Annotated in this window: 12 protein-coding genes and 6 pseudogenes; 15 read left to right on the top strand and 3 right to left on the bottom strand. The window is 58.6% G+C overall.

The features are described from left to right. Positions 1-567: 567 nt before the first annotated feature. Together WDM24_RS06985 and nodD1 are read right to left on the bottom strand one after the other, a co-directional pair. Entirely contained in the window at positions 568-1,563 is a 996-nt protein-coding gene (locus tag WDM24_RS06985; RefSeq protein ID WP_338696185.1) for a LysR family transcriptional regulator, read from the bottom strand. A 620-nt stretch (positions 1,564-2,183) separates the two neighbouring features. Then, a complete protein-coding gene (nodD1, locus tag WDM24_RS06990) occupies positions 2,184-3,128 on the bottom strand; it encodes a transcriptional regulator NodD1 (RefSeq protein WP_029084501.1) in 945 nt (314 codons plus the stop codon). 842 nt (positions 3,129-3,970) lie between these two features. Here nodD1 and WDM24_RS06995 point away from each other — a divergent pair. From WDM24_RS06995 to WDM24_RS07065, 15 genes and pseudogenes are all read left to right on the top strand, one after another. Beyond that, positions 3,971-4,603 carry a NodA family N-acyltransferase gene (locus WDM24_RS06995; RefSeq protein WP_338696191.1) on the top strand — a complete coding sequence of 211 codons (633 nt, stop codon included), beginning with the start codon at positions 3,971-3,973 and terminating at the stop codon, positions 4,601-4,603. Then, positions 4,600-5,259, top strand: a complete 660-nt coding sequence (nodB, locus tag WDM24_RS07000; protein ID WP_166104841.1) for a chitooligosaccharide deacetylase NodB — start codon at positions 4,600-4,602, stop codon at positions 5,257-5,259. Before WDM24_RS06995 ends, nodB begins: the two co-directional genes overlap by 4 nt. A 17-nt stretch (positions 5,260-5,276) precedes the next feature. Next, positions 5,277-6,632 (top strand): chitooligosaccharide synthase NodC, encoded by a 1,356-nt coding sequence (nodC, locus tag WDM24_RS07005; RefSeq protein ID WP_338696196.1) that lies wholly within the window; start codon positions 5,277-5,279, stop codon positions 6,630-6,632. 30 nt (positions 6,633-6,662) lie between these two features. Continuing rightward, positions 6,663-6,731: pseudogene (locus tag WDM24_RS07010) on the top strand (hypothetical protein); the annotation flags it as partial. Further along, positions 6,712-6,900: an SAM-dependent methyltransferase gene (locus WDM24_RS07015; protein WP_338832347.1), complete on the top strand. Its 189-nt coding sequence runs from the start codon at positions 6,712-6,714 to the stop codon at positions 6,898-6,900. The pseudogene WDM24_RS07010 and the gene WDM24_RS07015, both read left to right, overlap by 20 nt. A 39-nt stretch (positions 6,901-6,939) precedes the next feature. Continuing rightward, the gene (locus tag WDM24_RS07020) at positions 6,940-7,191 is read left to right on the top strand and encodes an SAM-dependent methyltransferase (RefSeq protein WP_338701036.1); all 252 of its coding nucleotides are present in this window, start codon (positions 6,940-6,942) and stop codon (positions 7,189-7,191) included. Then, positions 7,167-8,878: pseudogene (gene nodU / locus WDM24_RS07025) on the top strand (nodulation protein NodU). The gene WDM24_RS07020 and the pseudogene nodU overlap by 25 nt, the downstream one beginning before the upstream one ends. A gap of 1 nt (position 8,879) precedes the next feature. After that, a complete protein-coding gene (gene nodI / locus WDM24_RS07030; RefSeq protein WP_338696200.1) occupies positions 8,880-9,800 on the top strand; it encodes a nodulation factor ABC transporter ATP-binding protein NodI in 921 nt (306 codons plus the stop codon). 3 nt (positions 9,801-9,803) lie between these two features. After that, positions 9,804-10,592, top strand: coding sequence for an ABC transporter permease (locus tag WDM24_RS07035; protein WP_338696202.1), 789 nt, complete (start codon positions 9,804-9,806; stop codon positions 10,590-10,592). 314 nt (positions 10,593-10,906) lie between these two features. After that, a complete protein-coding gene (locus WDM24_RS07040; RefSeq protein ID WP_338701038.1) occupies positions 10,907-12,985 on the top strand; it encodes a carbamoyltransferase in 2,079 nt (692 codons plus the stop codon). Between the two features lie 106 nt (positions 12,986-13,091). Next, complete coding sequence (locus WDM24_RS07045; RefSeq protein ID WP_338696204.1) at positions 13,092-14,204, top strand: nodulation protein NodZ; 1,113 nt, start codon at positions 13,092-13,094, stop codon at positions 14,202-14,204. Between the two features lie 542 nt (positions 14,205-14,746). After that, positions 14,747-15,210 (top strand): annotated as a pseudogene (locus WDM24_RS07050) (IS630 family transposase); the annotation flags it as partial. A gap of 527 nt (positions 15,211-15,737) precedes the next feature. Further along, a pseudogene (gene ltrA, locus WDM24_RS07055) lies at positions 15,738-16,650 on the top strand (group II intron reverse transcriptase/maturase); the annotation flags it as partial. Positions 16,651-16,775: 125 nt separating this feature from the next. Further along, positions 16,776-18,087, top strand: a pseudogene (locus tag WDM24_RS07060) (IS1380 family transposase). Between the two features lie 604 nt (positions 18,088-18,691). Beyond that, positions 18,692-19,543 carry a nodulate formation efficiency C protein gene (locus WDM24_RS07065; protein ID WP_338696206.1) on the top strand — a complete coding sequence of 284 codons (852 nt, stop codon included), beginning with the start codon at positions 18,692-18,694 and terminating at the stop codon, positions 19,541-19,543. A 56-nt stretch (positions 19,544-19,599) separates the two neighbouring features. Here the strand turns inward: WDM24_RS07065 and WDM24_RS44265 are convergent. Beyond that, positions 19,600-20,199, bottom strand: a pseudogene (locus tag WDM24_RS44265) (IS66 family transposase); the annotation flags it as partial. Positions 20,200-20,212 lie beyond the last annotated feature (13 nt).

A 20,212-nucleotide genomic window follows, 5' to 3' on the forward strand; every position in this document is an offset into this window, starting at 1 on the left:
GAGACGTTTGGCCGCGGTAGGGCCAAAAGAAGTCGGACCGGCGGCGCGGAGCGACGAAGATGCGATGCGCTTGAAGGTGATGCGATACGGCAACACGGCTGCGCGATGCTGCGTCGAAATTGCGGGGATGTACCTCATCTGCACAATCGATCAGCACAGCGCTCACTGTGGGTGATGATGTGACGCCGGCTAATCCGAATCGAGCTCGCGCCTGGGAGCTGCTGATTCTGAGAGTGGACGGCGCGTGGTCCGAAGCTGATTCCAAGTTGTGCATCGAGCCTGGTGAGCTAAAGAGAGAGGCCGGGTGCAGCGTAAGACCCCGGCTGGAGCGGCGGCGGGCGCGTCGTGCTTCGTCTTTGAGGGTTAAGTTGCAAACAACGCAATCGACCGCGTTGCGTCGCAGTTCGCGCGCCGGTCGGATGATAGAATGCGAGCGGCACAGCGGCTGATAGCCATCGGCCGAAACTGACCGAAGTTTATCTGCCAATAACCGGTGTCATTGGAACAAGCGTGAATTGGCCGCGTCGAGACATGCGTCCGGATAGAGGTTACGCACTGCGGACGTCCTTACGACAACGGCGAGCCAGACTTTGCGAAGTCTGCGCCAGTGTCCGCTTGGTCCGAAGCGTTGATGATGAAGCGCTCTTCACGTGTAGATGCCATGCGGGCCGCCTCCTGCAGCAGTATTTCTCGCATCCAGACGCTTTCCGGATCGCTGTTGTGACGGACAGTCCATTGGACCGCCTCGGTAAATGTGGGGAATGGCTGCGGGAGTTCGGCAATCCGAAGGGGTATCATTCTTTGGAAATGCTTAACGAGCCTCGATGGCATGGTCCCTATGCGGGTCGTGCCTGCCAGCAGGGGCGGAATCATGCTGAAGCTCTGCACGAGAATGTCGATGCGCCGGTTGAGGCCAAGGTCGAGTAAAAAGTATTCCTCGGTGGGGGTCTTGCGCGCACCTCCGAGTTTCACCGCAACGTGCCCCATGGACATATATCGATCAAATGTTAGCCGTCGGAGCAACTGGCTGTTCTTGCCGCAGCCTACGCAAACGAGTCTCTCCTCAAACAGGCTCATCTTAGGATGCGCGCACGACATGAATAATTCCGGCAAGATGATGAAATCGGCCTCACCGCGCCGGAGAATCTCATCGTGATCATCAGCAAGCGCCGCCAGTTCGAAGCTGACGGCGGGAGCTTCTCGCGCAACGCGCTCTACGACGTTTCGGAAGAATACGACTGTTATGAAATCGGAAAGGCCGATCCTGAATCGGCGCTTTGATTGAGCGGGATCGAACACGTTCCGAGCGATAATGGAGAGCTGAATGTGCGTCAGCGCCTCGCGAACGGGAGCTGCCAGCGCTTCGGCGCGTGAGGTCGGGACAAGTTCGCGGCCTCTCATTGAAAACAGATCATCGTGGAAATAGAAGCGCAGCCGGGCAATGGCCGCGCTCATGGCTGGCTGACTAAGGTTGATCCTGCGTGCTGCTGCAGTGAGGTTGCGCTCAGTCATCAGAGCGTCAAGCGCGACGAGAAGATTTAGATCCAAGTCCTTGAAGCGCATATCGTCTTATCCTGCGCGAGTGTCGTTGCGGTACATTAGAGTAGCGAAAGCGGCTCTGAAGCGCTCTCATCGGATCGCCTGAAACGAATCCGTTCCCATCCTGCGATCGCGAAAGAAGCTCGCGGAAGCCATCGTAAGAAGGGCGCGGAGGGCGGTCGGCGAACGACCGGCGACTAGAGTGTATCGGGAGCCGCGGAGCTGATCGATTTCGACACTCCGGCAACCCCGCAACGCGACCTGGTCAATTTACGGCTGGCGCTGGCCCTGGTGCTATGGCCAGAGCCGTAAGTTCGCCGATGCCCCTGTCGATGGCCGCGCAACGCGTCCCAGCAGCGTGCCTACAACCTGACGCGGCGTGGAGTTCAAGACATTGATTGGACGAATCAAACATTATTGAGAAGTTGCCGCGATGGTGAGCGCTGTGCTTTCACGCAAGCTCACCGAGTCACATTTTGCGGCATCTACGGTCAGCGCCTGCCAGGCGTTTGCGACTGACCGACGGCTTGAGTGGCCTCTTAAGGAGGGCGCCGCCCGACACGGCGAAATGAGAAAGCGGCCGAATACGACCAAAGGCCGAACACGGTATTTGCAGCGTGCGGAGAGCGGCTCGTGGCCCCGACCTAGCAGCGCCTGCGAGCTGGGCTCTTCTGATTCGCAGATGTCATGTGGGATCCCTCCTCCAACAGTATCCGCCGCATCCAAATGCTTGCCGGGTCCGTGTTGTGGAAGGCTGGCCACTGAACGGCCTCGGTGAACTGGGGCAGCGGCAGCGGTGGCTCGACGATCCGCAGAGGCGTCCGCTTTTCGAAGTGTCTGGCGAGCCGTAAGGGCATTGTCCCTATGCGGCTCGTGTCGAACAGTATAGGCGGAATGAGGCTGAAGCCCTGCACAACGACCTCAATGCGTCTCTTAAGGCCGTGCTCAAGCAAAAACCATTCCTCGAGGTTGGGCCTTAGCGCCCGCCCGAACTTGGCCGCAACATGTCCCATCGAATTGTATTTATCAAACGTAAGCTGCCCTGACAGCTGCCTGTTCGAGCGGCATCCCACGCATACGAGAGTCTCTTCAAATAACGTCGCCTTCGGATGCGCGCTCGACATGAACAATTCCGGCAGAATGAGAAAATCGACCTCGCCGCGGCGGAGTAGCTCATCGGGCTCATCCGAATATGGTAGCAATTCGAAGCGTACTGCCGGAGCTTCCTGTGCGATACGATCCACAATCCGCCGAAAAAAGACGATTGTCATGAAGTCGGAGAGAATGATCCTGAACCGTCGGTTCGACTGACTTGGGTCAAACGCGTCCCTTGAGATGATCGAGAGTTGAATATGCAGCAGGGCCTCGCGGACAGGGCTCGCAAGCGCCTCCGCGCCGGGCGTTGGGACGAGCTCGCGACCTCTCATCGTGAACAATTCATCGCGAAAATAGATGCGCAGCCGCGCGATCGCAGCACTCATCGCGGGCTGGCTCAGATTGATTTTCCGTGCCGCCGCAGTGAGGTTTCGCTCGGTCATCAGAGCATCGAGCGCAACCAGAAGGTTTAGATCAAGTCCCTTGAACCGCATGTTGTGAGTCTATCCATCGTGTGGATGAGTTCTATCGAAACAACGGAATGTTGGATAGCAAACATCAGTTTGGAAACTGATTAGGCGTACCACGATGGCTGCTTGCCATTACGCGACGCGAGTTCCGAAACGGCCTGCTGGGGTGTGCGAGCACCTGCCGAATCCGTTTAGGGGCGGGTGTCGGCGCGCTATCCGAGCAACGTCTGTTCTTCTCGGTGCGACGAGCGGCCTGACACGGCGCTCGCTCGTGCTGCCGATAAACGTTCGTATGTGTCTTCCATCCCTTTCCATATTTGTGGTTTACCCGCGTACACTAGAGATGGCTTACGCCTCACCCTAGTGTCGGAACCGAGAGGCAGGCGCACATTGCGGATGCCAAACGTCACCCGCGACCGGCCAAATAGTTGCTTGTCCATCACATTCAGAGCGTGTCGAAGATGCATATGACCCAAGTTGATCTGGGGCCGATCGGGAGCGCTTGCGGTGAGATCTCGTTCATCGATGGGGCGCCATCAGACCGCACAGCATCGATAGCAATCCTGGACCGGACCGAACCTCTTGATAATGCGGGTAGGTGCCGGACAATCCAAGCGCCACGTCGGCATGTCTGGCAGATCTCGGACATGACATTGACTGGGATGACCAGCGCCGACTGCACGATCGCCTCTTCTCTGGCCAAGGCGCCACTCCAAGGGGGCCGTTCTGCCGCGCCGCTGGCGAACTGAGCCGGGCGCCGGCGCCCCACGTCAGTGCATTCGAGTATTGATCAGCGATTCAGCCGATAGCGAGTTGTTCACGTGACCACCTCCGCTCTTAACGTCACTGGTGCAGGGAAGCCCGTCATGAATATTCCCGGATCTCGGTCGGCGGAAAGTCGTTCCGCGCGCCCTCAAGTGCAGTGGAGCCTGCATTGGGAAAGCGAGCTGCGGCTGGGCGACCATACCGAGCTCGCTGAGTTTTTCCGCGAAAGCTATGGGCCGACGGGTGCTTTTAATGCGCAGCCATTTGAGGGGAGTCGAAGTTGGGCCGGTGCAAGGCCGGAGGTCCGCGTAATTGGTTACGACGCGCACGGCGTAGCTGCTCACATCGGCGCCCTACGCCGCTTCATCAAGATTGACGGGGGCGATCTACTCGTGGCCGAACTGGGACTATATGCGGTGCGTCCGGATCTCGAGGGGCTTGGAATCAGCCACTCAATGCGCGTGATGTATCCTGCGCTGCAGGAGCTCGGGGTTCCGTTCGGCTTTGGTACGGTTCGGCCCGCGCTTGAGAAGCACCTTACCAGATTGATTGGAAGGCGGGGGCTGGCAACCCTCATGTCCGGCATTCGCGTCCGGTCCACCCACGCAGATGTGTATCCCAATTTGCCGCCGGTCCGGATCGAGGACGTTCTCGTGGTGGTGTTCCCGCTCGGACGCCCGATCAGCGAGTGGCCGGCCGGGACGATCATCGACCGGAACGGGCCTGAGCTGTGAAAGGGCTCGTCCCCCTGTCTGCGGTGCGTCGCGACTACGCCGACGTCAGCGCAAGTCGCTGTGTCTATTTGACCTTTGATGATGGGCCAAATCCATTTTGCACGCCCGACGTGCTCGATGTGCTGACGCAACATCGGGTGCCGGCGACGTTCTTCGTTATCGGCACGTACGTGACCGATCAGCCTGAACTCATTCGACGAATGATTGCGCAAGGACACGAGGTTGCAAACCACACAATGACGCATCCGGATCTCTCCAGATGTGAACCAGCGGTGGTTCACGATGAAGTGCTAACGACGAGCAAGGCGATCCGTTCGGCATGCCCGCAGGCTTCGCCCAGGCACATGCGAGCACCCTACGGCTTATGGACCCAAGCGGTGCTCGCTACGACAGCGAGCGCTGGCCTCACAGCTCTGCACTGGTCGGTCGATCCGAGAGATTGGTCGCGCCCAGGCGTCGATAGGATTGTGAATTCAGTGCTGGCGGCCGTTCGTCCAGGCGCAATTGTACTTCTGCACGACGGGTATCCTCCTGGTGAGGAAAGACTCTGCAGCGATGCCACTCTGCGTGATCAGACGGTGATGGCGCTGTCACATCTGATACCGGTTCTGCAACAGCGCGGGTTTGCAATCCGTCCGCTTCCTCAACTTCACTAAACAAAACTGGCCCCAAAATGGACCTGCTCGCTACAACCAGCGCTGTCGCCGTTTCATCTTATGCGCTGCTCTCAACTGTCTACAAGAGCGCGCAAGCGCTCTATGCTCAGCCGGCGAATACCTCGTCGCTGCAGACCGATCTGGGCCAATCCGAGGTAGCTCTGCCCAGCGTGGACGTCATCGTGCCTTGCTTCAACGAGGACCCGAACACGCTCTCCAAATGTCTCGAGTCGATTGTAGGTCAAGACTACGGTGGAAGACTGCAGGTCTATGTGGTCGACGACGGATCTGCAAATCGCGATGTCGTGGGGCCTGTACACGACCTCTATGCGAACGATCCGAGATTCAGCATCATCCTGCTGGCCAAGAACGTTGGAAAGCGCAAGGCGCAGATCGCCGCTATACGTAGCTCGTCCGGGAACCTGGTGCTCAACGTCGACTCGGATACGATACTAGCCGCTGACGTGGTCAAGAAGCTTGCATTGAAGATGCAGGAGCCGGAAGTCGGCGCCGCCATGGGACAGTTGATAGCGAGCAACCGCAGCCAAACCTGGCTAACCAAGCTAATCGATATGGAATACTGGCTAGCGTGCAACGAAGAGCGCGCGGCACAGGCTCGCTTCGGTGCAGTCATGTGCTGTTGCGGCCCCTGCGCGATGTATCGTCGCTCCGCCCTCGCTTTGCTGCTTGATCAATACGAAACGCAACTCTTTCGCGGAAAGCCGAGCGATTTTGGCGAGGATCGCCACCTAACTATCCTCATGCTCAAAGCGGGATTTCGAACCGAGTATGTCCCGGATGCCATCGCGGCAACAGTCGTACCCGACAGCCTTGGGCCGTATCTGCGTCAGCAACTGCGTTGGGCACGGAGTACCTTTCGGGACACGTTTCTTGCATTGCGCCTGCTGCCCGAACTCGATGGCTATCTCACGCTAGACGTTGTCGGACAAAATCTCGGCCCTTTACTTCTCGTATTGTCATCACTGGCTGCGCTTGCACAGCTCGCAATCGGCGGTTCGGTGCCCTGGTGGACGGGATTGACAATTGCTGCAATGACAATAATCCGGTGCAGTGTCGCGGCGTTTCGTGCCCGCGAATTGCGCTTTATCGGCTTCTCGCTCCATACGCCCATCAATATATTTATCCTACTTCCTTTGAAGGCTTATGCGCTTTGTACATTGAGCAATAGCGATTGGCTGTCGCGTAAGCTCGTCAATGTGCCGAGCGCAGGGGACAAGAAGGCCACTATCCCGGCTACTAACACTGGATCGAGCGCTGCAGCTACTGCAGAAATTGTTGAAGCAATTCGCAAGCGGAGGTCGCGCGGTTCCTCGGGCGAGCCGGCGACTGACAATATGTGCGGTGGCGATTGATCGAGCCAATAACAACAGGTTAATCGACCCATGAGACTGGACAAGAACTATCATCTGTTCGAGCGTGATCTTGCTGTTGGTGATCAGTGGCGCCTCGACAGTAACCCGTTGGAACAGGAGCGTTACGCGCAAATGGTTCGGATGTCGCACTTCCAATGGGGATGTTGCGCGTGCCCTTGAAGTCGGAGGTGCAGCCTTCGCATTCACGGAAATGCTGGGACCCCACTGCCAGCGAATTACCGTGCAGGATGTCATGCCGCAGGATTAAGCGCGCACGGCAAAGAACGGAGAGGCGGTCATGGTGAGCATGCTTGCGCCAAATGGCGCTCTGGTCCTCGGATTCGCGCGTGATGCTTGTCGACGCTGGGACCATGCTGCTGAGACGGCGATTGCTCTCTTGAATGAGAGTTTATCCGAATCGAGCGTCAGCATTGCCAGACTGGTTCGGTCGACCAAGATTGCCTGCTCGTTCTGTTCCGGAAGTCGAATAGCTCGTCGAAACAATCAAATTGCGGTCGTTGGGCCGAGGGGCGTATGCGCATCTGCGGCATCAAGTTGACACATGACGGGGCAATTGCTGTCGTCGAGGATGGGCGGCTTGTCTTTTGCACCGAGCAAGAGAAGCGCGGCAATAATCCTCGCTATCAATCCATCGATAATCTCGATGCAGTTGTACTTGCATTGGCGGAGCATGGCCTGGATCCGCGTGATATTGATCAGTTCGTCATCGACGGCGGGGATGGCGAGCGCGAGTCGCAATTCCTGGTCCTCAGTGGGGCCGTGCCGATCGCGCTGAAAGGGGCGCCATATGTCGAGCGCCGTGCTGAGGGCCTTCTTGATTGTGTCGACGGTTTTGGCTTGATCCTTGCCAGCAAGGTGTTTCCCTACAAGAGTTACCCGCACGTCACCGGCCACGTTGCCTCAGCATATAGCACCAGCCCCTTTGCCGTCTCGGGTAGGCCCGCGTTCTGTCTGGTATGGGACGGCTGGATCTCTCCACGTCTTTACTATGTTGAACCACAGGGGGGGCGGCTCGTTGGATGCCTGTTTCCGATGATTGGCCACGCCTATGCTGTCGCCGGCCTTCACTTCGGGCCTTACAGTCGGCCGAATCGCACCAATTCGGACTTGGGCATCGCCGGCAAATTGATGGCCTACGTCGCGCTTGGTTCTGCCAACGAAAGCATTGTGGCGGTGTTTCAGGAGCTCTACGACAGGCGCTTCGCGGCGGACACGCAGCAGGCTCGTCGCTATCGCGCGGACATCAACACATGAGGCGCAGTCTGCTCGCCTCGAAAAAGTCGTGCATAGCTGCGAGTGACGCTTCGGCATTGGCCGAGCGAGCGGAGGACGTCCTTGCGTCGTTTCATGTGTTCCTGGAACGTCTCCTTATCCGGGAAATCGCAATGGTGTTGCTGCGGCATTCGTCGCTTCCGGGAGCGCGGAATCTATGTATAGCCGGCGGCTGCGGTCTTAACATCAAGTGGAATAGTGCGCTTCGCGCGACGGGACTGTTCGATGACGTCTGGGTGCCGCCATTTCCGAATGACAGCGGCTCGGCAATCGGTGCAGCTTGCAGTGCGCTGGCGGCGCAAGATGGGTTCGTGCCACTGGAATGGTCAGTCTACAGTGGTCCTGCCCTGCAAGCCAGCGAGGTTCCGCCAGAATGGGAGGCCGCGCCGTGCAGTCTGCGCGATCTTGCGGCCATTCTCGCCGACAACGAGCCGGTGATCTTCCTTTCCGGGTGCGCGGAGCTTGGGCCGCGGGCGTTGGGCGGCAGAAGCATTCTTGCGGCCGCGACTTCGCCGGCAATGAAGGATCGTCTCAACGACATCAAGCGCCGCGAATACTTCCGACCGGTGGCGCCGATTTGCCTAGAGGATCGGGCGCCAGAGATATTCAACCCCGGTACGCCGGATCCGTACATGCTGTTCGATCATCAGACTAGGACGGAATGGCGCGACAAGGTCGCCGCCGTCGTCCATTTGGACGGCTCTGCGCGACTGCAGACAATCTCCCGCAACTCTTCACACAAGATTGCCGAGCTCCTCGTCGAATTTGAGAAACTCACCGGCATTCCGCTGCTCTGCAATACGAGCGCCAATGTTCACGGCCGTGGCGTCTTCCCGGATGTTGCCGAAGCTTGCCAATGGGGACGCGTTGAACATGTGTGGTGTGACGGCCTGCTCTGGACCAAGACGGTCGTAGAGACGCCATCGTCGGCTCAACGACTTCTGCCAACCTAAGGTGAACATGTCCACCGCAGCCATCGACATTGCCGGCGTAAAAAAGTCCTTTGGCGGCAAGATCATCGTCAATGAACTGTCGTTCTCGGTTGCACGCGGAGAGTGCTTTGGCCTGCTCGGGCCCAATGGAGCTGGCAAGAGCACCATTGCGCGTATGCTTCTCGGCATGATTGCGCCGGATGAAGGCAAGGTTACCGTCCTTGATGAGCCCGTGCCTGCACGCGCTCGAGTGGCACGTGTGCGCATCGGCGTGGTGCCGCAGTTCGACAACCTTGAACTCGGGTTTACCGTACGAGAAAACCTGGTGGTATTTGGCAGATACTTCGGCATGAGCGCTCGAAAGATCGAGGCGCTCCTGCCGTCGTTGCTAGAGTTTGCGCGGCTCGAAAGCAAGGTGGATGTGCGCGTCGCCGAGCTGTCAGGTGGCATGAAGCGGCGGCTGACGCTGGCGCGTGCATTGATCAATGACCCGCATCTGCTGGTAATGGACGAGCCGACGACGGGTCTGGATCCGCACGCCCGCCACCTGATCTGGGAACGTCTGCGAGTTTTGTTGGCCCGTGGCAAGACGATCCTACTGACCACTCACTTCATGGAAGAGGCCGAACGTCTATGCGATCGGCTGTGTGTGCTGGAGGATGGACGCAAGATCGCCGAAGGCAAACCGCAAGCGTTGATCGACGAACAGGTCGGATGCAACGTGATTGAGATCTATGGCGGTCATCCGCAAGAGCTGCGTGAGATACTCAAGCCCTATGTACGTCACCTCGAAGTGAGCGGAGAGACGCTGTTTTGCTATGCGCAATATCCCGAGCAGGTGCGCATCCAGCTGCGCGGGCGAGCGGGTCTGCGCATTCTGCAGCGTCCGGCAAATCTCGAGGACGTGTTCATGCGCCTGACCGGACGCGAGATGGAGAAATGAGTGATGAGTGAAGGTTATGCGGGGGTCCTGCCCGCTAACGCCTACAACTGGGTCGCGGTATGGCGTCGAAATTGCCTGGCATGGAGGAAAGTTGCGCTTGCGTCGGTTCTCGGCAACCTCGCAGATCCTATAACCCATCTTTTTGGCCTTGGCTTCGGCCTCGGTCTCATCGTCGGGCCCGTTGAGGGAACTTCCTACATCGCATTTTTGGCTGCGGGCATGGTTGCGACCAGCGCCATGACTGCCGCAACGTTTGAAACCATGTATGCAACCTTTGCTCGCATGGATGCCAATCGTACCTGGGAAGCAATCCTGTCCACACAGCTTACGCTTGGCGATATCGTTTTAGGCGAATTGGTTTGGGCGGCTAGCAAATCCGTTCTTGCCGGGACGGCAATCGGGCTTGTCGCTGCCACGCTTGGCTATGCGTCTTGGCTTTCCATTTTCTATGCGATGCCGACCGTCGCGCTTACTGGGCTTGCATTCGCCAGCCTGGCAATGGTCGTCATATCTCTTGCGCCAAGTTACGACTACTTCGTGTTTTACCAGACGCTTGTCCTTACCCCTATGGTGTTTCTGTGTGGCGCGGTGTTTCCGATGAGCCAACTGCCTTGCTCATTTCAGCACTTCGCCGACTTGTTGCCGCTAGCGCATTCGGTCGACCTCATTCGCCCCGCGATGCTAGAGCGCGAGGCTGGCGGCGCTTTGTTTCATGTAGGTGCGCTTTGCATATACGCGGTGTTGCCCTTCTTCGTATCGACCGCACTGTTGCGGCGCCGGCTGCTGCGTTGAGGGAAAGAACTAAGATAACCGGGAGAATCCAGCTGATGCAGTCGCACCGTGCTCTCAGGTGAGTCGAACAAGGCCCGACCTGCGATGGCAGCAGTTGCAATGCCTGTAAGAGGACGCGATCAAGCCAGGTCCACATCAGCCTGTTCAGTTGATCGATGCGGGGCTCCGGCACTTCAACGGGCTGAGCGCCGTGTCCGGGCGGCGCTGGGAGAACCTTGGGTTGTGCTACGGCCCCGCGCGGCCGACGGAGCGCGATAATACGAAGCAGCTGGAACGGCCATTGGTCGTCCCGTCATGATCAAATGGAGAACGAGATGTTGTGTCTGGGAATATGTGGCGGTCTGGACAGAATTCACGAAAGCTCGCCCGAGCTGCCGAATACCTTCTTGCACGATGGCGCTGCGGTTCTTGTACAGGATGGCCGCGTGATCGCTGCCGTCGAAGAGGAGCGCCTCAATCGAGTTAAGCACTCCAACAAGTTCCCAAGCAACGCGATGCGATACTGTCTTTCGGCTGCGGGAGTCGAGCTTCACCAGATCGATCGCATTGCGTTCTACGCGACTGAGGCGTACTGCAACACTATGCTCGAGCGCCTAGCTGTTTCTCAGCCGCTTCCGCTGGACGCCAAACTGTTGCTGCGACAGCTACTGGTACGGGAGTTCGGTACCGAGGTCGATGCGTCGCGGGTTTCATTCGTAAATCACCATGAAGCGCATGCGGTCAGCGCGTTTGCCATGTCTGGGTTCGAGCAAAGCCTCATTTTTTCGGTTGACGGCGGTGGCGATTTTCTCTCGGGCCTATTGGCGGTAGGGTCGGGCACCGGAATGACGCAACTTGCACGCTTCCCAGAAAGCAACTCTCTGGGATTGTTCTATCTCGAAACGATCCGTTACCTCGGCTACGGGTTGTTCGACGAGTACAAGGTGATGGGGCTTGCTCCCTACGGGGACCCCACTCCTTATCGCGAGCTGTTCGGACAGCTCTACGAGTTGTTGGACAATGGAGACTATCGCGTCCACCTTGACCGCATCGGTCCGGCGCTGCTCCGAAACATCCAGGTCCGACGAAAGGGAATGCCGTTTACCCAGCAACATCGGGATGTCAGCGCATCGCTGCAGGAAGCTCTGGAGCGGATCGTGTTTCACGTCCTGCTACACTATCGCGAAACGACAGGCATCACGCGTTTGTGCCTAGCTGGAGGGGTAGCCCATAACTGCACCGTCAACGGTAAGCTACTCTATTCCGGCCTTTTCGACGACATCTTCGTCCAACCCGCGGCCCACGACGCCGGATGCGCGCTTGGCGCCGCATTGATGATGTCGAGCGAGCTGGGCAGGCCAACGCCGCGCGAGCGGCTGTCAGACGTATATTGGGGGCCCGGCCTCGGAAACGAGCAAGCCGTGGAACAGGAGCTCAATGCATGGTCCGGTCATCTCGACATTCAACGATGTGACGACATAGCAGCAAGTGCGGCCGACTGGATGGCAGATGGCGCCGTGATCGGCTGGGTTCAGGGCCGCTCTGAGTTCGGGCCGCGTGCGCTCGGCAACCGGAGCATTCTTGCGGACCCGCGGCCGCCGGAAAACAAGGACCGGATCAACGCAATGGTCAAAAAACGCGAGGGCTATCGTCCGTTTGCGCCATCTGTGCTGGAGGAGAATGCGAACGAGTTCTTCGAGCTCCCTGACGGCAAGCAGGACTTTCCCTTCATGAATTTCGTGGTCCGGGTGCGCGAAGCCCAGCGTAAGGTGCTCGGCGCAATCACGCACGTCGATGGTACCGCTCGGCTGCAAACAGTATCGCGCAAGACAAACCCCGCCTATTGGGATGTTATCAATGCGTTTAAAAAGCGTACTGGCATCCCAGTGCTTCTGAATACGTCATTCAACAACAATGCCGAGCCGATCGTGGATTCGGTTGCAGACGCTATCACGACATTTTTGACGACCGACCTAGACGGACTTGTTGCGGGGCCGTTCCTCGTCAAGAAGCGAGCGGCAAGGCTGCAGGATTGGGGTGCGCTAAGCGTTTCATTGCCGCCTTATGCGTCCCTTCATCGCGTTCGCTCCTACACCGCGGCAGATCGCCAGGAAACGGTCTGCGAGATCCGTACGGGACCTTCGGGCCGCGACAGCATACGCATTTCACATGAGTTATTCGAGCTGCTGATGCGGATCGAGGGCGAGGCGCCGCTTGGCTGGCTTCTAGACACGACCATGGCCGATCACGACAAGCGTGAAGATATCGTGAAGGAACTGCGGCTCGCGTGGGAGCAGCGCTGTGTTCGGCTGCGTCCACCGCGTGCGACCTGCGACTGCAATAAAAGGAAAAGTGAAGCGCAGGCTGAGCTCACGAATGACCCTGGCAATGCATGCGTGGCGGGACCGGGATAGGGCGAAACGGTATCGGACCGAAATCGGGTACGTCGGCGCAGCGTCTCTGAATGGAAGTGCAATCGGAAAGCATTCAGAGAACATCATCCATCAGAGGCTCGCCGCCATGAAATTCTACCGACGCAGCTCGCCGGCATCACGAGTGCCGCCGATGACAACGGATGCGATCACACGAGATGCATCTATAATGACGTCTTATGTCCACCCAAGAGCCTGGAACGAGGCAATGCGTATGGTTAGCGGTATAAAGAGCGGTCGGTTCGTTGTTTCCAGGCGAAGGACCGGGTTCGGCGACTGCCTGTGGTCGCTGGCGGCAGCTTGGCGCTTTGCACAGCGGACCGATCGGACGCTGGCAATCGATTGGCGCGGATCCTGTTATCTCGATCAGCCATTCACCAATGCCTTCCCAGTCTTTTTCGAACCAGTTCACGATATTGCTGGGGTACCGATCATCTGCGACGACCAGATCAACCACCGCTCATTCCCGGGGCCGTTCTTCCCGGGATGGTGGAACAAGCCATCCATCGACTGCGTCTATCGGCCGGATCAGCAAATTTTCCGCGAGCGCGACGAGCTCGATCAACTGTTCCAAAATGAGGAAGATAGTGACGCTAACACGGTTGTGTGTGACGCCTGTCTGATGTGGCGCTGCGATCAGGAGGCCGAACGAGAGATCTTTCGCAACATTAAACCGCGATCTGAAATTCTGGCACGGATTGAGGCCATTTACCGCAAGCAGTTTGAGCCGTACAGCATCATCGGCGTTCATGTTCGACACGGCAACGGCGAGGATATTATGGGGCATGCTCCCTATTGGGCCGATCCGGAGCGCGCCCTGCGGCAGGTCTGTCGTGCCATCGAAAGGGCCAGGGGGTTGCCGTACGCCAAGCCTGCGAGGGTGTTCCTGTGTACGGACAGTGCGCTCGTTCTTGAGAAGGTTTCGGCCTTATTTCCTGATGTTTTCACGATTCCAAAACGTTTCCAGGCGCTTCAGGCTGGGCCTCTGCACAGCGCCGCGCTCGGAGCCGAGGGCGGGTTTTCAGCCCTTATCGAGATGTATCTCCTTGCGCGCTGCGACACTGTAATTCGCTTTCCCCCGACGAGCGCCTTCACGCGCTATGCGCGTCTCTTTGTGCCACGTGTGATAGAGTTCGACCTGAACGATCCGGGCCGATTGATCTTAACCGATGAAACCTCGCAAGAGCTCGTGGGTTTGTGAAAATCATAGCCCGTCTCATCGACCAGATGGCCGCGTTTTGCATCCGGCAGTACTGGCACTATTTCTCCAGACGGCAATTCATAGCCCAACCTGAGGATCCGACGCGACTTTTCATTGAAGAGGAGAAGAAAAGCGCTGGCTCGCCACCATCCGGTGAAGCGCAACTTGGATGAGAGAGCGCTTGTAGTGCTGCCACCGTGCCTACAGGTGGAACACGCCGGTGTCTTCGTCTCGCACCCGTAGAGTGGAAGCTGTCGCTGCTGCCCGATCGCAGGTCAAGCTGTCTGTCGAGCGGCGCGTTCGCCGCGGCGGTCGTCCTCTCGCTCGAGCGCGCTGGCGCACTCAGAGTCGATTATGTGGAACGTCTCGCTAGGCGTTCAGTCCCCGGCTCGCGGTCCCGACGTCAATTGACGCGCTGCTGCTGTACAGGATGGTGATCAAATCAGCGCTAGAGCATTTCATTGCTTAACTGAATCGGAGGGGATTCCGGTTTTGGGCGGTTTATGATTCAAGATGCTGACTGGATTGGAGGCCAGCATCGCATGACCCGACCTCTTTCCCTGGATCTTCGCGAGCGTGTGGTGGCGTCGGTTTTAGCGGGCGAGAGCTGCCGATCTGTGGCGGAACGGTTTGGTGTTGCGGTCTCGTCGGTTGTGAAGTGGTCACAGCGGCAGCGGGCGACCGGCTCGGTTGCGCCTGACAAGATGGGCGGTCACCGCAATCCCGTGCTTGATCCGCATCGTGCCTTCATTGTCGAGCGGATCACTCAGACGCCGCACCTGACGCTGCATGGTCTGAAGGCGGAACTGGCAGCTCGGGGGGCAAGGTCTCACACAACGCGGTCTGGCTGTTCCTGCGCCGGGAAGGACTGCGGTTCAAAAAAACACTGTTCGCCCTCGAACAAGCGCGCGCCGACGTCTCTCGTAGGCGCCAGCGTTGGCAATCCTGGCAGGCCGGACTTGATCCGGGCCGGCTGGTGTTTATCGATGAGAGTGTGCTGCAGACAGCGGAAGGAGTTCAACATGAACTAAAACCGATTGTGAAGCTGCGGGAAAGATGGGGCTGGCCCTCCGAGATCGGCTTTCAGGAGCGGGTCTCAAACCAGTCCGAGCTGCTGCGGTAAATAGCCGTGGTGGTGAGCGTCGGATCAAAAGTTCGGATCAAACCGAGCAGGTGAGTGTCCGAAAGACGAATGAAAGTGAACCCTTCGAGGACGCGTCGTTATGAATCCAAGCGTCGTCAAAACCAGGATCGTTTCGTCATCCTGGGACAAGTCCGCCAGATGCCTGATGACCGGGCGGACGGCGACCGGCGTAGAGGGGGCGTGAGTCGGACACAGGCTTTCGCGCGGAACTGCAGGAACCAGGCTCTTGATGCCAAGGGAGAAGCGCAAGCGGCGCCAACCGTGAGGCGAGAGTACCAATGCAAGAGACTGGGGCGGACCGATCCGTAGGAGCGTTGAGGGCCCTGTAATGGGGCCGGAGCAAAGGGATCGGGTCAGGTAGTCGTACTCTTGAACCAACTGGAAACAGGATGACTTCGAACGGTGCGATAAACAAGCCGTTCTCGATCGAGAAGCGGCGAGTGTACGAAGCGTACAAGGCGGTCAAATCCAATCGCGGTGCGGCCGGAGTGGACGGACAGACCTTGGAGATGTTCGAGACAGATCTGGCAGGGAATCTCTACAAGATCTGGAATCGGATGTCGTCAGGGACCTACTTTCCACTTCCAGTGCGCGCCGTCTCCATTCCAAAGAAGACGGGCGGCGAAAGGATTTTAGGTGTGCCCACTATCAGCGATCGGATCGCGCAGATGGTGGTCAAACAGATGATTGAGCCGGAACTGGAATCCATCTTCCTGCAGGACTCTTACGGATACAGGCCGGGAAAATCGGCTCTGGACGCCGTGGGCGTCACGCGTCAGCGGTGCTGGAAGTATGATTGGGGTCCTGGAGTTCGACATCAAAGGATTGTTTGACAATCTTCCGCATGATCTTCTGCTGAAGGCGGTCCGGAGACACGTGCAATGCAAATGGGCGCTGCTCTACATCGAAAGATGGCTGACGGCGTCAATGGAAAAGGACGGGAAGCTTGTTGAGCGGAGCCGCGGAACCCCGCAAGGGGGCGTGATCAGCCCAATACTGGCCAATCTGTTCCTGCATTATACGTTCGATCTATGGATGGCGCGGACACATCCCGACCTCCCTTGGTGTCGGTATGCCGACGACGGACTGGTGCACTGCCGGACCGAGCAAGAAGCAGAGGCCATTAGGGCGGAGCTTCAAGCGAGGTTGGAGGTGTGCGGACTTCAGATGCACCCGACAAAGACGCAGATCGTCTATTGCATGGACAACAGGCGTCGGCGAACGTATCAGAGGGTCAAGTTTGACTTTCTTGGATATCAGTTCAGGCCGCGGCAGGTGGCAACGTCACAGCGGAAGGAATTCTAACCCGTCTTATTCGTCAGAGGGCGCCCGAGAGGCTGGCGAGCGTGGTGTAAAGCGCTGAAGCGGCGTAGGATTCGGTTGCAAAGCCAACCCCATCACCTTTAGCCGCGAACACCACGCCCGCCATGACCGATGATACGATTCTGCCCTTCTCGTTTCCAGCCGTTCACGCCAAGAAAGTCACAGCTGCCTTCGATGGCGGTCGGCTGACCTCGAACGGGGGCGTGATGCTTCTGGCGATGGCCGAGCGGCGTCTCGGCTTGGCCGACAATTTGGCCCGCGTGTTCCCGGATCGGCGCGATCCGACGCGGGTCGTGCACAGCCTTGTCGATATGTTCCGCGCGCGCATGTTCGCGATCTGCTGCGGCTACGAGGACGCCGACGACCTCGATCATCTGCGGTCCGATCCCGCATTCAAGCTGGCCTGCGGTCGGCTGCCGGACACGGGTCGCGATCTGTGTTCCCAACCGACGCTGTCGCGGCTGGAGAATGCTCCGCGCCTTCGACGCATGGATGGATAGCTACCCGCGCGAGCCGGCATCCGTCACGCTCGACATCGATGATACCTGCGATGTCGTCCACGGCCATCAGCAGCTCTCGCTGTTCAACGCTCATTATGACGAACGCTGCTTCCTGCCGATCCACGTCTACGACACGGAGAAGAGCCGGCCCGTGGCGGTCGTGCTGCGGCCCGGCAAGACGCCGGGCGGCGTCGAGGTGCGTGCCCATCTGCGCCGCCTGATACGGCATATCCGGACGCGGTGGCACAACACGCGAATTACGTTCCGTGGCGACGGGCGCTATGCCCGGCCGGAGGCAATGGCGTGGTGCGAGACCAACGGCATCGACTACATCTTCGGTCTGTCCGGCACCAAGCCGCTCGCCAGAAAAGTCGACGAGGCCGCCGATGGCATCCGCACGCGACGCGCCATCGAGAACCTGCCGGTTCTGCGTGGCTATACCGAGACGCGCCACAAGGCAAAGTCCTGGGATCGCGAACGACGTACCGTCGCCCGTATTGAGGCGACGATGCTCGGCCTCAACATCCGTTTCGTCGTCACCAGCCTCGATGTCGGCTCGGCCGAGTGGATCTACGACAGCCTGTATTGCGCGCGCGGCCAAGCCGAGAATCTGATCAAGCTGCATAAGACGCAGCTCGCCTCCGATCGCACCAGCTGCCGTTCGGCGCTCGCCAATCAAGTCCGCCTCGTTCTCGACACCGCCGCTTATTGGCTGATGCTGACCGTGCGCGACGCGATTCCCAAAGCCCGGGAATTGGCCACAGCCGAGTTCGCGACGCTGCGTCTTCGTCTCTTGAAACTCGCTGCCCGTGTCGTCGAGACCACGAGCCGCATTCGCCTTGCGTTTGCCGCGGCATGTCCCGAAGCCGACCTGATCCGCGGCTTGCCAGGCGCGCTGCTGCCGCTCGGTCCTTGACCGGCGGGGCGTCCGCCCCCCGTTCGCCCAACCCATCCCTCAAGCGCGTTGCAAAGTACCGGTCGTCAGGCGGTGAAAAGCCGAAGGCAATCCCGCGCGCCTCGTCAGAGCAGATGTGCGGCCACATCAATCGGACCAAAAAAAACGCACTCTCACGAATAGGACGGGCTAGACTGTCGTCAGATACCTCGCCGCAAGTCGATCACCTGCGCCATCGGAGATTAAGCGCGTGATCAAGCGCGTGCCATGAATTCTGCAGGTCGAGGCGGACTGAAGGGACGCATTGCAACGTACGCAGGTCGGAAAGTCGACAAAGGCGACACAATTATAGTGCAAACGGCCGCCTATTAGCTGGCACGAAGAATGCAGGCACTCGGTAGCCCAGGCTTCTCCTCCTGGGTAGGTTCAGCATTGCAAGTTGAGGCTGTGGCTAGCCACCGAAGTTAGCGGCGCGTGACACAAAAGGGACTACGCCTGCTCGCGCGGGACACCAGCGGGCGCCCCCGTCACGTCGCCGCTAACTTCATGCGATCGCACATAGCGCGTTGAAGTTACCCGCCTCGGAATTGATGTGTGTGGATGAAAGCCAGACGAGCCGACAACTATGAAGCGTAAAACGGTTGGAAGACATGTGCTTTGGTTCTGGCTCATTCGATCGCTGATCTGCCACGCCGAGCTGGCCACGACGAGCAACAGTGTTCGCGCCAACGACAACGCCCTTGTCGAACGGGTCAGGTCAACATGGCGAGCGCAGGACGGCGAGACCATAGAACAAATTACCTCCAAAGTCTCGAAGGTGGCGCAGTTCGTCACTCAAACGTGGGGGGTCGCTGAAGGAGTTGACCGAACTGAATACGTGTATCTGTCGTGGACAAGGCACCACGAGCGTGCATCAGACGAAGTGTACGTTATCACCTGGAAGATCGCATCTGACGGAGGCATTGAAGTGGCGTCGACATATGCAAAGCCCATTGAACTGGGCTGGCACGCCTTTGCGCTCTCGCTGATCGCGGGTGAAATCGCAGATGGCGAAAGGACCGCTAATCTTCACTTTCTGCATGATCCGGCCAACTTCAACTTCGTGACGACGGCGCAAGGCAAGCTCGGCAATCTTCTGCGGCGCGGCCGCTGCAGCATCATAGAACCCGTTGTAGTGGATTACGTGCCGAAGCCGAATGAGAATGCGACCGATAACGGTGACATGTGGCGTGTCCTGCTTTTGGTGAACTGTAACATTCCAGGGCCGCGCTATTTTACCCGCAACGGGGTCATCACCTTCGAGAAGCGGGCGCGACGAGATTGGGAGCCACAATCCTTCTTTGCCAAGCGCATCGCGGCATTTCCTCCGGGCTCTTGGTTCGATCGCATAGAGCCAGATGAACATGACGCATTGGAGAAGGCGCGAAAGGCCTCGGCAAATGGCCCCACAAATCATGATCCCAGCATAACTCCTTGATACTGAGCGTCACGGAGCAGCCATGCGGTCTGCACTTAGCGCATTCTGTTACTCACGCGGACGTAGATGGCCTCCTGCCGGTAGAGCGGTTGGCCATCGGCATATTTGGCGACGGCGATCTGGGCTAAAAGCGCTTCGGTCGGAATGCCTCCTTCAATGACCGGGGCCGGGCCTGGATCACGCCGTCCTCCTTCTTGAAGGCACGTAGCGATCACACGGAACTTCACCGGCACCACATCCAGACGCTCTGACACGTTCTCGCCGATCAGCACCTTCTGCTTGACGGCATGCTCAGCCAGCTCTTCCGGCTCAATGACCGTTTCGATCCGTTCCAGATAGGGCGCAAAGCCCTGGCGCCGACGCGGTACGCTTGTCATCCGCTTGCTCACGGTCCTCGTTGACCTGGGCCTTGATCGCACCGATGCTTGTCTCGATTTCCTCGAAGAGAAAGGTCTGCTGTTCATCGTCACCGTTCGCAGAGCCGAGCTTTTCCGGTTCGTCGGCCGAACCGGGCGCGGTCGAGGGACCTTCAGGATCTGCGTCAGCCGCTCGATACGCGCATCGGCATAGGCGTTGCGCGCCCTGATCGTAAGCGGGGCTGCGAGGCCCATCAGATTGTTTGTGCGTAGACCTGTGAGCGCCGTTAGAAGAGTCATCTTCTGCAAGGGT

The organism is Bradyrhizobium sp. 27S5, from assembly GCF_037217225.1.
Classification (GTDB): Bacteria; Pseudomonadota; Alphaproteobacteria; order Rhizobiales; family Xanthobacteraceae; genus Bradyrhizobium; species Bradyrhizobium septentrionale.